Origin of the sequence: Kitasatospora sp. SC0581, assembly GCF_048159585.1 — a bacterium.
Taxonomy (GTDB): Bacteria; Actinomycetota; Actinomycetes; order Streptomycetales; family Streptomycetaceae; genus Kitasatospora.
On record NZ_JBLRWA010000008.1, the window covers coordinates 149,954 to 164,030 of the forward strand.

At 71.8% G+C, this 14,077-nt stretch carries 13 protein-coding genes; 2 read left to right on the forward strand and 11 right to left on the reverse strand.

What is annotated here, in order from left to right; translation table 11 throughout:
• The first annotated feature begins 425 nt into the window (after positions 1-425).
• Positions 426-1,085: an endonuclease NucS gene (nucS, locus tag ACLWS4_RS15975; RefSeq protein ID WP_049655746.1), complete on the forward strand. Its 660-nt coding sequence runs from the start codon at positions 426-428 to the stop codon at positions 1,083-1,085.
• 4 nt (positions 1,086-1,089) lie between these two features.
• Here nucS and ACLWS4_RS15980 read toward each other — a convergent pair whose 3' ends face one another.
• From ACLWS4_RS15980 to ACLWS4_RS16000, 5 genes are all read right to left on the reverse strand, one after another.
• Positions 1,090-3,366 (reverse strand): ATP-binding protein, encoded by a 2,277-nt coding sequence (locus ACLWS4_RS15980; RefSeq protein ID WP_416874415.1) that lies wholly within the window; start codon positions 3,364-3,366, stop codon positions 1,090-1,092.
• 421 nt (positions 3,367-3,787) lie between these two features.
• Entirely contained in the window at positions 3,788-4,117 is a 330-nt protein-coding gene (locus ACLWS4_RS15985; protein ID WP_049651796.1) for an STAS domain-containing protein, read from the reverse strand.
• Positions 4,118-4,470: 353 nt separating this feature from the next.
• Entirely contained in the window at positions 4,471-5,340 is an 870-nt protein-coding gene (locus tag ACLWS4_RS15990) for a 3-hydroxyacyl-CoA dehydrogenase family protein (protein WP_416874416.1), read from the reverse strand.
• Positions 5,341-5,541: 201 nt separating this feature from the next.
• Positions 5,542-6,192: a response regulator gene (locus tag ACLWS4_RS15995; RefSeq protein WP_049651798.1), complete on the reverse strand. Its 651-nt coding sequence runs from the start codon at positions 6,190-6,192 to the stop codon at positions 5,542-5,544.
• Positions 6,189-7,397 (reverse strand): sensor histidine kinase, encoded by a 1,209-nt coding sequence (locus ACLWS4_RS16000; RefSeq protein WP_416874417.1) that lies wholly within the window; start codon positions 7,395-7,397, stop codon positions 6,189-6,191. Before ACLWS4_RS16000 ends, ACLWS4_RS15995 begins: the two co-directional genes overlap by 4 nt.
• Positions 7,398-7,554: 157 nt before the next feature.
• On the opposite strand from ACLWS4_RS16000, the gene ACLWS4_RS16005 reads away from it, so the two are divergent.
• Positions 7,555-8,175 carry a hypothetical protein gene (locus tag ACLWS4_RS16005; RefSeq protein ID WP_063780161.1) on the forward strand — a complete coding sequence of 207 codons (621 nt, stop codon included), beginning with the start codon at positions 7,555-7,557 and terminating at the stop codon, positions 8,173-8,175.
• 65 nt (positions 8,176-8,240) lie between these two features.
• Here ACLWS4_RS16005 and ACLWS4_RS16010 read toward each other — a convergent pair whose 3' ends face one another.
• The 6 genes from ACLWS4_RS16010 to atpA all read right to left on the reverse strand — a co-directional run bounded on the left by ACLWS4_RS16010 (position 8,241) and on the right by atpA (position 14,055).
• On the reverse strand, positions 8,241-8,813 hold the full coding sequence (locus ACLWS4_RS16010) for a cob(I)yrinic acid a,c-diamide adenosyltransferase (protein WP_049651800.1): 573 nt from the start codon (positions 8,811-8,813) through the stop codon (positions 8,241-8,243).
• Between the two features lie 53 nt (positions 8,814-8,866).
• Complete coding sequence (locus ACLWS4_RS16015; protein ID WP_049651801.1) at positions 8,867-9,367, reverse strand: DUF2550 domain-containing protein; 501 nt, start codon at positions 9,365-9,367, stop codon at positions 8,867-8,869.
• 148 nt (positions 9,368-9,515) lie between these two features.
• Positions 9,516-9,899, reverse strand: coding sequence for a F0F1 ATP synthase subunit epsilon (locus ACLWS4_RS16020; protein ID WP_030235805.1), 384 nt, complete (start codon positions 9,897-9,899; stop codon positions 9,516-9,518).
• Positions 9,900-10,085: 186 nt separating this feature from the next.
• On the reverse strand, positions 10,086-11,531 hold the full coding sequence (atpD, locus tag ACLWS4_RS16025; protein ID WP_049651802.1) for a F0F1 ATP synthase subunit beta: 1,446 nt from the start codon (positions 11,529-11,531) through the stop codon (positions 10,086-10,088).
• A gap of 2 nt (positions 11,532-11,533) precedes the next feature.
• Positions 11,534-12,448 carry a F0F1 ATP synthase subunit gamma gene (locus ACLWS4_RS16030; protein ID WP_049651803.1) on the reverse strand — a complete coding sequence of 305 codons (915 nt, stop codon included), beginning with the start codon at positions 12,446-12,448 and terminating at the stop codon, positions 11,534-11,536.
• Between the two features lie 32 nt (positions 12,449-12,480).
• Positions 12,481-14,055, reverse strand: a complete 1,575-nt coding sequence (gene atpA, locus ACLWS4_RS16035; RefSeq protein ID WP_049651804.1) for a F0F1 ATP synthase subunit alpha — start codon at positions 14,053-14,055, stop codon at positions 12,481-12,483.
• Positions 14,056-14,077 lie beyond the last annotated feature (22 nt).

Below are 14,077 nucleotides of genomic sequence, written 5' to 3' on the forward strand. Positions count from 1 at the left end.
AGCTCACAGTGAGGGTGGTGGTTTCGCATGGGGCGTCCGGAACACCGAGGGACAGGGGTTTCCGGCGCCTTCGCGACGGCGGCGGCGCCACGGGACGTGACGTCCCGGACACCGAACGCGCTCACAACAGCGTGGCAGTCAACGGAGCGGCGGGCCCGTCATTCCTGTGGATTGCTTCGGAAACACAGTGCGGTGCACCAGATTGGCCGGATCCCGTCGGATCGTTCATCTGAAGTCTCCATCCCCGTTGACAGCGATCCCGCGAGCGTGTCGTCACACACCGTAGCGACCCGAGGGTGGGGGCGCCAGGCCTCGACGGGCGGTAGCCGGACCGCAGGACCTCAATGTTGGCCGGGTTCGCGCTTTCTTCACCCAGCCGTCGCGGAATCGCATCAACTGGCCCCGGTGGGCTAGCGTGGTCGACCGTGCGTCTCGTAATTGCCCGCTGCTCAGTCGACTATGCCGGTCGGCTCTCCGCCCATCTGCCCTCCGCCACCAGGCTGATCCTGGTCAAGGCCGACGGCAGCGTCAGCATCCACGCCGACGACCGCGCCTACAAGCCGCTCAACTGGATGTCCCCGCCGTGCGTCCTCAAGGAGGCCGACGGGGTCTGGACGGTGGAGAACAAGGCCGGCGAGAAGCTCATCATCACGCTGGAGGAGGTGCTGCACGACTCGTCCCACGAGCTCGGGGTCGACCCGGGCCTGATCAAGGACGGCGTGGAGGCACACCTCCAGGAGCTGCTCGCGGACCGGATGGAGGTGCTCGGTGCCGGCTGGTCGCTGATCCGCCGCGAGTACCCCACGGCGATCGGCCCGGTCGACATCCTCTGCCGCGACGCCGACGGCTCCACGGTGGCCGTCGAGATCAAGCGCCGCGGCGAGATCGACGGCGTCGAACAGCTCACCCGCTACCTCGAACTCCTCAACCGGGACCCGCTGCTGGCCCCGGTCAAGGGCGTCTTCGCCGCGCAGGAGATCAAGCCGCAGGCCCGCGTGCTGGCCACCGACCGCGGCATCGGCTGCGTGGTGCTGGACTACGACGAGCTGCGCGGCATCGACGACGACAAGCTCAAGCTGTTCTGACCGCTCACGGCGGGCTCGCGCTCGCCGTCCCGCTCGGGGCCGTCGGCGACCCTGACGTGGGCGGCGGCGAGCTCGCGGTGGACGCCGGGGCCGACGAGCTGTGGCCCGTCGTCGGCGGCTGCGAGGGCTGCCCCGTCTGCTGGGGCGGCGGCGACTGACCCGGCGGCTGGACCGGCGGCTGCGACTGGCCCGGTGCGGGCGGCTGCGACTGCTGCGGGGCCTGCGACTCGCCCGCCCCCGGCGAGGAGCTCGGCCTCCTGGTCGGCGAGGCGCTCGACGCGTGCGAGGCACTGCCGCTCGTGGACGGCTGCGCGCCGCTCCCCTGCCCCGCCGGGCTGCCCGGCCCGGCACCGGCCGTCCCCGGCCCGGTGCTGCCGGAGGGCTGCGGGAACGGCGCCTCCTGGGTGTCGCCGCCGCCGTCCATCCGGCCGCTGTACGGGTCCTTCCCCTTGACCTCGTCCGGCCCGCTGAAGCTCATCGCCACCGCCGTGCCGAGCACCCCCAGGGTCAGCACCGCTGTGGAGACCACGGCCGCCCGCCGCCGCCGGCTGGACTTCAGGCGGGCCGGCACCCGGGCCGCGATCTTGCGGATCACCGGGGCCCGGCCGGGCCCCGCCACGGCGGGCGCGGCGGCCGGCAGCTGCCGGCCCTCGGCGCGCAGCAGGTCGAGCATCCGGCCGACGGCGGCCACCCCGCGCTGGTCGCCCGCGGCGGCCCGCAGGGTGAGCGCGGTCTCCAGTTCGGCGATGGCCCGGGAGGGCTGCTGGAGGCAGATCGCGTGCACGCCCGCCTCGTGGTGGAACCAGGCCTGGTCGACCGCCGAACCGGTCTGGCGGGCCGCCTCCAGACCGAGCTGGAGCACCCGCTCCCAGGCGCCCCAGCGCAGCGACAGCGCCAGCGCGGGCGCCGCCGCACGGGCGAGCCGGACCACCGCGTCGTGCCGCCCGGCGGTGCGGTCGGCGAGCAGCACCCCGATCATCACCTCGGCCTCGGCGGCGATCTGCTCCAGCGTCACCGAGCTGTGCCCGACCCACCAGGCGAAGTGCTGGGCGGCGCCGTCGACGCAGCCGCGGGCCGGCCAGTGCGGGGCGAGCAGGTCCTGCGCGCCGGCGGTCAGCCGGTGGTGCCCGCCGATGGACACCGCCAGTCCGGCGTCGGCGAGTTCGGCGAGCGCGGCCTCGCCCTGCCCGACGTCGATCAGCGCCGGCAGGTGCGGCGCGGTGGGGCACTCGCCGCCGAGCGCGACGGCGAGCCGCAGCACGGCCTGCGCGGGCTCGCTCAGCCCCTCGGCGAGCCGCACCGCGGGCGAGGCGGTCTCCGCCACCGAGGGCAGCGGGACGGTGCGGCGCAGCGCGTCCTCCCGGATCGCCGGGTCCGGGTCGTGGACGGGCCCCTCGACGGCGCCGAAGACGTCCATCCGGTCGTCCTCGGCGGCGACCAGCGCGTCCACCGCGACGTCCCGCTGGCGCAGCAGGGCGGCGGCCTGGACGAAGCGCAGCGGCAGGCCCTCGGACTCGAACCAGAGGTCCACCGCCCAGGCCTTCTCGTCGACGTCCAGCGGCCGCCCGGCCAGCCGGGCGGTGAGGGCGAGGCAGGCGGAGCGGGAGAGCCCGGCCACCAGGTGGTCCTGGAGCCGGGAGCCGGCCGGCAGCGGCGGGCCGTCCGGAGCGGCGGAAATCAGGAAGGCGCAGCCGGGGGCGGCGGCGAGCAGCTGCTCCAGCTCGGCGCCCGCGGGCTCGGCGGAGTCGATCACCACGATCGCGCCGACCTCGGCGAGGTGGGCGGCCAGCTGCCCGGGGTCGGGGCGGTAGCCGGGGGCGTGGTGGGTGGCCGCGAAGAGGTCCTGGAGCAGGTCGGGAAGGGTCCGGCGGTGGCCGCAGAGCTGCACCACTCCACCGGGGGCGAGGTCGGCGGCGGCCTCGGCGACGGCCGACAGCAGCGCGCTGCGGCCCGAGCCGGCCTGGCCGACCAGGCGTATCGAGCGGCCCTCGGAGAGCAGGCCGAGCAGTTCGACGACGTCGACCTCGCGGTCCAGCATCGGCAGGTCGGCGGGCCCGGCGCCGAGCGCGAGCGGACCGACCGCGCGGCCGACGCCGCCGACCGGACCGCGGGCGGGCTCGCTGCGTCCGGTCCGGCGCGGACGCGGACGCCACTCCTCGGGACAGGTCCTGGCCTCGGAGCCGTCCGGTGCGCCGACGCCCACCAGCAGGCCGCCGGAGACCAGTTCACCGCCACGGGTGCGGACGGCCTCCTGCCGGAACTCACCGGATGGCTGTGACACGTTCTGCTCCGCATCGTGCTCGGCCGTCGGCGCCCCGCGCCGCCCGGCTGACGTCCCGCTCGCGGCCGCGGCCGGGCTGGAGGCAGCCCCGGCGGCCGTCTTCTGACGGGCAGACTCTTGCACATCCGGCCCCGACCGTGCAGAGCGGTCCGTGGCTGACGACCGGTCGGCGGCGCTGACCAGGGGCGTTGCGCGGGCGGGGTCGGACGTACGCGGGCGTGCGGTCCGGCGCGCGGAGCAACCGGGTCTAGGGCGTGTCTTCAAACTCCCGTCGTTCGCCCGGAGGGTGGGCGGGGCGGCGTTGGGGTGCGTGCATCGCAAGGCGGAGGAGGGAGCCACTGCGGAGCATTGGCGACCGACGACAACGCGGCGAGGTGCGTGCACCGGCGTCGGCCCGCAGACGCGAGTTTGAAGACACGCCCTAGAGCGCGACCCCGTGCGCCTCGGCGACGCCCGCGGCGCCGTCGACGGCCAGGATGCGGTGCAGCTTGGTGGCCACCAGCAGCCGCTGGAGCTGGGCCGGGACGGAGCGCAGCACCAGGCGGCGGCCGATCCGGCCGGCCCGCCGGTGGGTGCCCATGATCACGCCGAGCCCGGTGGCGTCCCAGAACTCCAGCCGGGCGAGGTCGAGCACGAGGTCGCCGAGGCCGCCGTCCACGGCCTGGTGCAACCGGACCCGCGCGTCGGCGGCGGTGCGCACGTCGAGGCGGCCTTCGATGGCCAGCGCCGTGTGGTCGCCGGTGATGCGCATGCTCTCCTCCTTCGCCTGGACGGCCTGGTGCGGGGCGGGTCCGCCCCGGCCGTGCCGGGTACGGGAGCGGGGGGTTCGTCCGGGCGGGCCGCAGCCCCTCACCCGGCCCCGGGCGGAATGCCGGGTTCCCTCATCTGACGGTGAACCGGCTCCGCAGGTTGCTGGTTCCGGCCAGATCTGAAGCAACTTCACCCGTCCGAGGGAATATACGCAGGTCGGCCCCACACCTACGCTCGATTACCGCCCAAATCACCCGTCTGCGGCACGCTGCGTGAGGAAACTCACCCGGCCCGGCGGAGCGGGCCGTACGATGCTCCGATCGCACGGCCCGCCGGTCGTTCAGCCCCGCCGGCTCACTTGCCCTCGTACGGGTAGAAGCCGCGGCCGCTCTTGCGTCCCAGGTCACCGGCGGTGACCATGCGGGCCATGATCTCCGGCGCGGCGAACTTCTCGTCCTGGGTCTCGTCGTAGATGTTGCGGGCGGCGTGCAGCAGGATGTCCACGCCGGTCAGGTCGGCGGTCTGGAGCGGGCCCATCGCGTGGCCGAAACCGAGCCGGCAGGCGGTGTCGATGTCCTCGGCGGTGGCCACGCCCGACTCGTACAGGCTGGCGGCCTCGACGACCAGCGCGGTGATCAGGCGGGTGGTCACGAAGCCGGCCACGTCGCGGTTGACCACCACGACCTCCTTGCCGACGCCCTCGGCGTAGGCGCGGGCGGTGGCCAGCGTCTCGTCGCTGGTCTTGTAGCCGCGGACCAGCTCGACCAGCTTCATCATCGGGACCGGCGAGAAGAAGTGGACGCCGACGACCGACTCCGGGCGCTCCGTGGCGGCGGCGATCCGGGTGATCGGGATGGCGGAGGTGTTGGAGGCCAGCACGGCGCCGTCCTTGGCGAGCTTGTCGAGCTCGCGGAAGACGCCCTCCTTGACCTCCAGCTTCTCGAACACGGCCTCGACCACGATGTCGGCCTCGGCGACGGCGCCCAGGTCGGTGGTGGTGGTGATCCGGCCCAGCGCGGCCTCGGCGTCCTCGGCGCTCAGCCTGCCCTTGGCGACGAACTTCCCGTACGAGGCGCGGATGCCCGCCAGGCCCCGCTGGAGCGCCTCCTCGGTGACGTCCCGCAGCACCACCGAGTGGCCGGCCTGCGCGGACACCTGGGCGATGCCGGCGCCCATCAGGCCGGCACCGATCACGGCGATCTGCTTGCTGGACGCATTGCTCATGGCTGGGTCTCCCGATGCCGTCGCCGCCCTGCGGGCGGGCCCTGAAGGCGGCTCAGGACAGGGGTCACCCGCCGTAGGAGCCGCATCGCTCTGGCCGGACTCTAATGCCCAAATCCCCCGTGCAATAGCAATCGGGAGTGTGATCTGCAACCGACCTGGTCGGTCGCCCAAGAAGGCGACCGGAGGGCGACAAGAGGGTGATCAGATGGTCAGCCCGAGGTCCTGGGCCAGGATCGCCGCCTGCACCCGGCTGCGCAGCCGCAGCTTCGCCAGGATGCGGCTGACGTGCGTCTTGGTGGTCGCCTCCGCCATCTCCAGCCGGGCCGCGATCTCCCCGTTGGACATCCCGGAGCCGATGCAGGCCAGCACCTCCCGCTCGCGGCCGGTCAGCGCCCCCACCGCCGCCCGGGCCTCCGGTCCGACCGCCCGCTCGGGGCGGGCGAAGGCCCCGATCAGACGCTTGGTCACCGAGGGCGCCAGCATGCCGTCCCCGCGCGCCACCGTACGGATGCCCTCGACCAGGGTGTCCGCCTCCAGGTCCTTGAGCAGGAAGCCGGACGCCCCGGCCCGCAGCGCGCCGTAGACGTACTCGTCCAGGTCGAAGGTGGTCAGCACGAGCACCTGCCCGGCCCCGGCGGCGACCACCTCGCGGGTCGCCGAGACGCCGTCCAGCCGGGGCATCTGCACGTCCATCAGCACCACGTCCGGCCGCAGCTCCAGCGCCAGCCGGACGGCCTCCTCGCCGTCGGCGGCCTGCCCGACCACCTCGAACCCCGGCTCGGCGCGCAGGATCATCACCAGCGCCGCCCGCACCGCCGCCTGGTCCTCGGCCACCAGTACCCGGATCGTCATGCCCGCCCCTCGTTCCCCTGGGCGCGCGGCAGCACCGCGCGCACCCTCCAGTACCCGTCCCGCGGCCCGGCCTCGAAGCTGCCGCCGAGCAGCCCGGCCCGTTCCGCCATGCCCACCAGCCCCGCCCGGGCGCCGGGCAGCCCGCGGCCCGGCCCGCCCCGGTACGGGCTGTCGACGGCGATCCGCAGCTCCTCGGGCGCGAACTCCAGCCGCAGGCTGACCAGTCCGGGCCCGGCGTGCTTGAGCGCGTTGGTCAGCGACTCCTGGACGATCCGGTACGCGGCCAGCCCGACCGGCACCGGCAGGTCGCCGCGCTCGCCGGACTCGGACAGCTCGAAGTCCAGCCCGACGTCCTGGCCGGCCGCCCGGGCCTTGGCCAGCAGGGCGTCCACCGCGGCCAGGTCGGGCGCCGCGTAGGACTCGTCCACCTCTCCCCCGCCGCTGTCCCGGAGCAGCCCGATCATGCGTCGCATTTCGGCCAATCCCTGGACGCTGTTCTCCCGGATCACCGCCAGCACCTCCACCAGCGGATCGTCCTCGGGCAGGCTCCGGCGCCGGGCCACCGACTGGGCGCCGGTGGCGTGGATCGCGATCGCCGACAGGTGGTTGGCCACCACGTCGTGCAACTCCCGTGCCATCCGGGCCCGTTCAGCGCCGATCGCCTCGCGCCGGTCCATCTCCGAGAGCAGCGCGGTCTGTTCGGCCCGCAGCCGCTCGGTCTCCGCCTCCTCCCGGTGCTTGCGCACCACGTCCCCGGTCCACACCGGGGCCAGGAAGACCAGCGAGCTGACCACCACCACCAGCAGCGCGCCGGACGTCCCGCCGTAGATCGCCGCGAGGGTGGAGAGCGCCAGCACGGTGGCCCCGCCGCTCAGGTGCAGCACCCGGGACATCCGCGGGGTGCCGTAGATCACCGCCGCGTACAGCAGGTCGGTGTACATGATCAGCGTCGCCAGCAGGCTGCCCGCGAACAGGCTGCCCGCGAAGGCCAGCCCGCCCAGCGACACCGCGAGCACCGGCCTGGTCCGGCGCACCAGCTCCAGCCCCGCCAGCACCACCAGCGGCAGCACCACCGCCCACAGCGGCACCCGGTCGGCCCGGTCGTACACCTTGAAGACGATCAGCACCGAACCGCCGAGCAGCCCGCAGAGGGCGATCAGCTGGTCCTGCCGGAGCGGGGAGAGGGCGGGGAACGGGAGGGGCACGTTCCCATCTCACCACCCCCGGCGGCCGGCCCGGCTCCGGTCCGCGGAGGAGCCCGCTACATCGAAAGGTGCAGGCCGCTACGGCACCGCGCGACGACGACAGCGGCACGCCCGCGCACCAGGCTGGAAGCACCGCCGAAACACCCGGGAGCAGAACGTGATCGTCACCCTCATCGTCGCGGCCGAGATCTCCTTCTGGATCCTGCTCGGCCTCGGCCTCGCCACCCGCTACCTGCTCCGGTGGCGCCGCACCAGCACCGCGCTGCTGGTCGGTCTGCCACTGGTCGACCTCACCCTCTACGCCCTCACCGTCCTCGACCTGCGCGGCGGCTCCACCGCGAGCTGGACGCACGCCCTGGCCGCGAGCTACGCGGGCTTCTCGATCGGCTACGGCCCCTCGCTGGTCCGCTGGGCCGACCGGCACTTCCTGCACCGCTTCGCCGGCGGCCCCAAGCCGCTGCCCTCGCCCAAGTACGGGCCCGAGCGGACCAGGTACGAGTGGCAGATCGCCGGCCGGACCGTCGTGTCCGCCGCCGTCACGCTGAGCCTGATCACCCTGCTCGTCCCGCTCTCCGCGGGCTCCGCCCACTTCGGCACCTTCCTCCAGTGGTACCTCAAGCTGGGCATCGCCGCCGTGGTCAACGTGATCGTGGCCGGCTGCTACTCGCTCTGGCCCAAGCAGCCACCGGCCGGCGTGCTGGTCGAGGACGGCCGGGTGGTCACCGGGAAGACCCTCGCCGGGACCACCCCCGGCGGCACGCCCGCCGACCGGCCCTGAACCGTCGAGGGCCCGTCCCCGGACCCCCACGGGGGAGGAGTCCGGGGACGGGCCCTCGTCGCGTTCTAGCGGTTCTCGCCCGGGACCCAGAGCACGTCGCCGCGCTCCTTGTTGGCCACCCGGGCCAGGATGAACAGCAGGTCGGACAGCCGGTTGAGGTACTTCGCGGTCAGCGGGTTGACGCTGTCGCCGTGCTCCGCGATCGCCGACCAGGTGGAGCGCTCGGCCCGCCGGACCACCGTGCAGGCCAGGTGCAGGTGGGCCGCCCCGGCCGTGCCGCCGGGCAGGATGAAGCTGCGCAGCTTCTCCACCCGCGCCAGGTAGTCGTCGCAGTCCGCCTCCAGCCGGTCGATGTAGGACTGCAGCACCCGCAGCGGCGGGTACTTCGGGTCCTCCACCACCGGGGTGGACAGGTCGGCGCCGACGTCGAACAGGTCGTTCTGGACCCGGACGAGCACCGCCGTCATGTCCTCCGGCAGCTCCCCCACGGCGAGGGCCACCCCGATCGCCGCGTTCGCCTCGTTGGCGTCCGCGTACGCGATCAGTCTCGGATCGGTCTTGCTGGTCCGGCTCATGTCGCCGAGCGCGGTGGTGCCGTCATCGCCGGTACGGGTGTAGATGCGCGTCAGATTGACCATGCGGCCAGCGTAGCCGCCGGGTTAGGCGACGTTAACCCCGCCTGGAGAGGCCGCTACGCGACGTTCACCCTCTGCCCGGGCGGGGCCGCCTCCAGCCAGGCCAGGAAGCCGGTCAGCGCGTCCTCGCTCATCGCCAGTTCCAGCGGCGCCCCGTTGTGCAGGCAGCGCAGCACCACCGAGCCGGACAGCAGCGCCAGTTCCTCCTGGCCCTCCGGGTAGCGCCGGCCGAGCACCTCGATCTCCCGGCGCGGAAGCATCTTGCGCGGGCGCGGGGCGTACGAGAAGACCCGGAACCACTCGATCGAGTCACCGCTGTAGCGGCCGATACCAAAAACCCACCCCTTGCCGTCGGTCGGGGGGACCGGGGCTGAGGTGGGTTTGCCGTTCTCGTCGAGGTCGGGCTGCGTCGAGGCGTCGGCGGGCATTTTGAGCCGGTAACTGCAGTCGAAGGTGCCGCCGACCCGCTGGATCAGGCGGCGTCGGACGGCGAAGGCCATCAGCCCGATCACTCCCAGGGCCACGACCGCCGCACACACCACAAGCGCGAGGACCATGCTCACCTACCTCCTCGCTACCCGCGTTCCCCGTAACGGTCGTATCAAGCGACCGCGCTGACCTACCAACTACGACGACAGTCCCGGGGTCACGCTCGCGCGTCCCCGGGACCGTCGGTCGACCCCGCTAAACCGGGGTCCGGCGCACTCAGGCGTGGGCCTTGAGGCCGCGCGCCGCGAACAGACGGACCTCGGCGCGCCGCTCGGCGTGCTCGTCCAGGCCCGACTTGGCCTTCTCCAGTGCGCGCTCGGCACGCGCGACGTCGATCTCGTCCGCCAGCTCGGCGATCTCCGCGAGCAGAGACAGCTTGTTGTCGGCGAAGGAGATGAAGCCGCCGTGCACCGCGGCGATCACGGTGCCGCCGTCCACCGTGCGGATGGTGACGGGACCGGTCTCCAGCACGCTCAGCACCGGGGTGTGGCCCGGCATGATGCCGGTGTCACCGGAGGCCGTACGGGCGACGACGATGGTGGCCGCACCGGACCACACCTTGCGGTCGGCTGCGACCAGCTCGACGTGCAGCTCAGCCAACGTGGGCTCCTAGGCTCATGCAACGCCCGATTACTCGGGAGTTTCGGTAAGAATAACGGCCCCGCGCCTCCGGCATGAAACCGGCGGCACGGATTTGACCGGAATCACAGCCGATGCGACGCGAGGGGTGGGTCCCAGGGCTGGGGCCCACCCCTCACGGTCACGCTCAGCTGCTACCGGCCGCGATTACTTCTTCGCCAGCTCGGCGGCGTTCTTCTCGAGGTCCTCGATGCCACCGCACATGAAGAAGGCCTGCTCCGGGACGGAGTCGTACTTGCCGTCCGCGATCGCGTTGAAGGCCTCGATGGTCTCCGACAGCGGCACGGTCGAACCCTCGACACCGGTGAACTGCTTCGCCACGTAGGTGTTCTGCGAGAGGAAGCGCTCGATGCGACGGGCACGGTGCACCGTGATCTTGTCCTCTTCGGACAGCTCGTCGATACCGAGGATCGCGATGATGTCCTGGAGGTCCTTGTACTTCTGCAGGATCCCCTTGATACGGATGGCCGTGTCGTAGTGGGTCTGCGCGATGTACCGCGGGTCGAGGATGCGGGACGTGGAGTCCAGCGGGTCGACGGCCGGGTAGATGCCCTTCTCCGAGATCGGGCGCGACAGAACGGTCGTCGCGTCCAGGTGGGCGAAGGTGGTGGCCGGCGCCGGGTCGGTCAGGTCGTCCGCGGGGACGTAGATCGCCTGCATCGAGGTGATCGAGTGACCGCGGGTCGAGGTGATGCGCTCCTGGAGGAGGCCCATCTCGTCGGCCAGGTTCGGCTGGTAGCCCACCGCGGAGGGCATGCGGCCGAGCAGGGTCGACACCTCGGAACCGGCCTGGGTGAACCGGAAGATGTTGTCGATGAAGAGGAGCACGTCCTGCTTCTCGACGTCACGGAAGTACTCCGCCATGGTCAGCGCGGACAGCGCGACCCGCAGACGGGTGCCCGGCGGCTCGTCCATCTGGCCGAAGACCAGCGCGGTCTTGTCCAGAACGCCCGAGTCGACCATCTCGTCGATGAGGTCGTTGCCCTCACGGGTGCGCTCGCCGACACCGGCGAACACCGACACACCACCGAAGTTCTCGGCGACGCGGTAGATCATCTCCTGGATCAGAACGGTCTTGCCGACACCGGCACCACCGAACAGACCGATCTTGCCACCCGTGACGTACGGGGTGAGCAGGTCGATGACCTTGATACCGGTCTCGAACATCTCGGTCTTGGACTCGAGGTCCTTGAACTCGGGAGCCTTGCGGTGGATCGGCCAGCGGACCTCGACCTGCTTGTCGAACTCCGCCTTGTCGACGTTCAGCACGTCACCGAGGGCGTTGAACACCTTGCCCTTGGTGATCTGGCCGACCGGGACGGAGATCGCCGCACCGGTGTCGGAGACCTGCGAACCGCGGACCAGGCCGTCGGTCGGCTGCATCGAGATGCCGCGGACCATGCCGTCGCCGAGGTGCTGGGCGACCTCGAGGGTCAGGATCTTCTTGCCCGTGCCGTCGGGGTTGTCCACCTCGACGTGCAGGGCGTTGTACATGTCCGGAATCGCGTCGACGGGGAACTCCACGTCGACGACCGGGCCGATGACCCGCGCGACGCGGCCCGTCGCCGTGGTCGGCTCAACAGTGGTGGTCATACTCATTCGCTCCCGCGGCTAGCGTCGGCGAGGGCGTTGGCGCCGCCGACGATCTCGCTGATTTCCTGGGTGATCTCGGCCTGACGGGCCGAGTTGGCAAGCCGCGTGAGCGACTTGATGAGCTCGCCGGCGTTGTCCGTCGCGCTCTTCATCGCGCGGCGGCGGGCGGCGTGCTCGGAAGCGGCCGACTGCAGCAGCGCGTTGTAGATCCGGCTCTCGACGTACCGCGGCAGGAGCGCGTCCAGGACGCCCTCCGCCGACGGCTCGAAGTCGTACAGCGGGAAGATCTCCGACTTGGCCGGCGACTGGTCGCTGAGCTGGACCTCGTCCAGCTTCAGCGGCAGCAGCCGCGCCTCGACCGCGTTCTGCGTCAGCATCGACACGAACTCGGTGGAGACCAGGTGCAGCTCGTCCACGCCGCCGGTCTCGGCCGTGAAGGCCTCGATCAGGTCGGCCGCCACGGTCTTCGCGTCACCGTAGGTCGGCTTGTCCGAGAACCCCGTCCACGAGTCCGCCACCGTCAGGCCGCGGAACGTGTAGTACGAGACGCCCTTGCGGCCGATGATGTACGTCACCACGTCCTTGCCCTCGGACCGCAGGCGCTCGCTGAGCACCTGGGCGGCCTTGATGGCGTTGGTCGAGTAGCCGCCCGCCAGGCCGCGGTCCGCCGTGATCAGCAGGACCGCGGCGCGCTTGGCGGCCGGGTTCTCGGTGGTGAGCGGGTGCTTGGCGTTGGACCGGGTGGCCACCGCCGTCACCGCCCGGGTGAGCTCATCGGCGTACGGAGTGGAGGCGGCCACCGCGCGCTGCGCCTTGACGATGCGCGACGCGGAGATCATCTCCATCGCCTTGGTGATCTTCTTCGTCGCGGTGACAGAGCGGATCCGGCGCTTGTAGACCCGAAGCTGTGCTCCCATGGGTCGTTACGTCCTTTCCCTCGCTACCGGACTCAGGCCTGCTCGGAGAGCAGCTTGCCGTCAGCGGTCTGGTACCCCTGCTTGAAGGCCTCGACGGCGCTGGTCAGCGCGTCGACGGTGCCGTCGGCCAGCAGGCCGGTCTCCACGATGCCGGCCAGCAGGTCCTTGTGCTGGAGGCGGACGTGGTCCAGGAACTCGCGCTCGAAGCGGCGGATCTCGGCGACCGGGACGTCGTCCAGCTTGCCGGTGGTGCCGGCCCAGATGGAGACGACCTGCTCCTCGACCGGGAACGGCTGGTACTGGCCCTGCTTCAGCAGCTCGACCATGCGCGCACCGCGCTCCAGCTGGGCCTTGGAGGCCGCGTCCAGGTCGGAACCGAAGGCGGCGAAGGCCTCCAGCTCACGGTACTGGGCGAGGTCCAGACGCAGGCGGCCGGCGACCGAGCGCATGGCCTTGATCTGGGCGGAGCCACCGACGCGGGAGACCGAGATACCGACGTTCACGGCCGGGCGGATGCCGGCGTTGAACAGGTCGGACTCCAGGAAGCACTGGCCGTCGGTGATGGAGATGACGTTGGTCGGGATGTACGCCGAGACGTCGTTGGCCTTGGTCTCGATGATCGGCAGACCGGTCATCGAGCCGCCGCCCAAGGCGTCGTTCAGCTTCGCGCAGCGCTCCAGCAGGCGGGAGTGCAGGTAGAAGACGTCACCCGGGTAGGCCTCGCGGCCCGGCGGGCGGCGCAGCAGCAGGGAGACGGAACGGTAGGCCTCGGCCTGCTTCGACAGGTCGTCGAAGATGATCAGGACGTGCTTGCCGTCGTACATCCACTCCTGGCCGATGGCCGAACCGGTGTACGGGGCGAGGTACTTGAAGCCGGCCGGGTCGGAGGCGGGAGCGGCCACGATGGTGGTGTACTCCAGCGCGCCGGCCTCCTCCAGGGCGCCGCGGACGGACGCGATGGTGGAGCCCTTCTGGCCCACGGCGACGTAGATGCAGCGGACCTGCTTCTCCGGGTCGCCCGAGCGCCAGTTGTCACGCTGGTTGATGATCGTGTCGACGGCCACCGCGGTCTTGCCGGTCTGGCGGTCGCCGATGATCAGCTGGCGCTGGCCGCGGCCGATCGGGGTCATCGCGTCGATGGCCTTGATACCGGTCTGCAGCGGCTGCTTGACCGACTTGCGGGCCATGACGCCGGGGGCCTGCAGCTCCAGGGCACGGCGACCGGTGGCGGCGATGTCGCCCAGGCCGTCGATCGGGTTGCCCAGCGGGTCCACGACGCGGCCGAGGTAGCCGTCGCCGACCGGAACCGAGAGGACCTCGCCGGTGCGGCGCACGGTCTGGCCCTCTTCGATGCCGCCGAACTCACCGAGGACGACGACACCGATCTCGCGGGTGTCGAGGTTCAGCGCGAGGCCGAGCGTGCCGTCCTCGAACTTCAGCAGCTCGTTCGCCATGACCGAGGGCAGGCCCTCGACATGCGCGATGCCGTCCGCCGCGTCAGTGACCTTGCCGACCTCTTCCACAGAAGCGGCGTCCGGCTGGTACGACTGGACAAAGTCGGCCAGCGCGTCCCGGATCTCCTCCGGACGGATCGTAAGCTCCGCCATCAGGCTTCCCTGCTCTCCTAGT

Bases quoted from the DNA above. Each gene is read 5' to 3' on its own strand.
- ACLWS4_RS15985 (WP_049651796.1), bottom strand. From the start codon at position 4,117: ATGCGCATCACCGGCGACCACACGGCGCTGGCCATCGAAGGCCGCCTC.
- ACLWS4_RS15990 (WP_416874416.1), bottom strand. From the start codon at position 5,340: ATGAGCAATGCGTCCAGCAAGCAGATCGCCGTGATCGGTGCCGGCCTG.
- ACLWS4_RS15995 (WP_049651798.1), bottom strand. From the start codon at position 6,192: ATGACGATCCGGGTACTGGTGGCCGAGGACCAGGCGGCGGTGCGGGCG.
- ACLWS4_RS16010 (WP_049651800.1), bottom strand. From the start codon at position 8,813: ATGGTCAATCTGACGCGCATCTACACCCGTACCGGCGATGACGGCACC.
- ACLWS4_RS16015 (WP_049651801.1), bottom strand. From the start codon at position 9,367: ATGGTCCTCGCGCTTGTGGTGTGTGCGGCGGTCGTGGCCCTGGGAGTG.
- atpD (WP_049651802.1), bottom strand. From the start codon at position 11,531: ATGACCACCACTGTTGAGCCGACCACGGCGACGGGCCGCGTCGCGCGG.
- ACLWS4_RS16030 (WP_049651803.1), bottom strand. From the start codon at position 12,448: ATGGGAGCACAGCTTCGGGTCTACAAGCGCCGGATCCGCTCTGTCACC.
- atpA (WP_049651804.1), bottom strand. From the start codon at position 14,055: ATGGCGGAGCTTACGATCCGTCCGGAGGAGATCCGGGACGCGCTGGCC.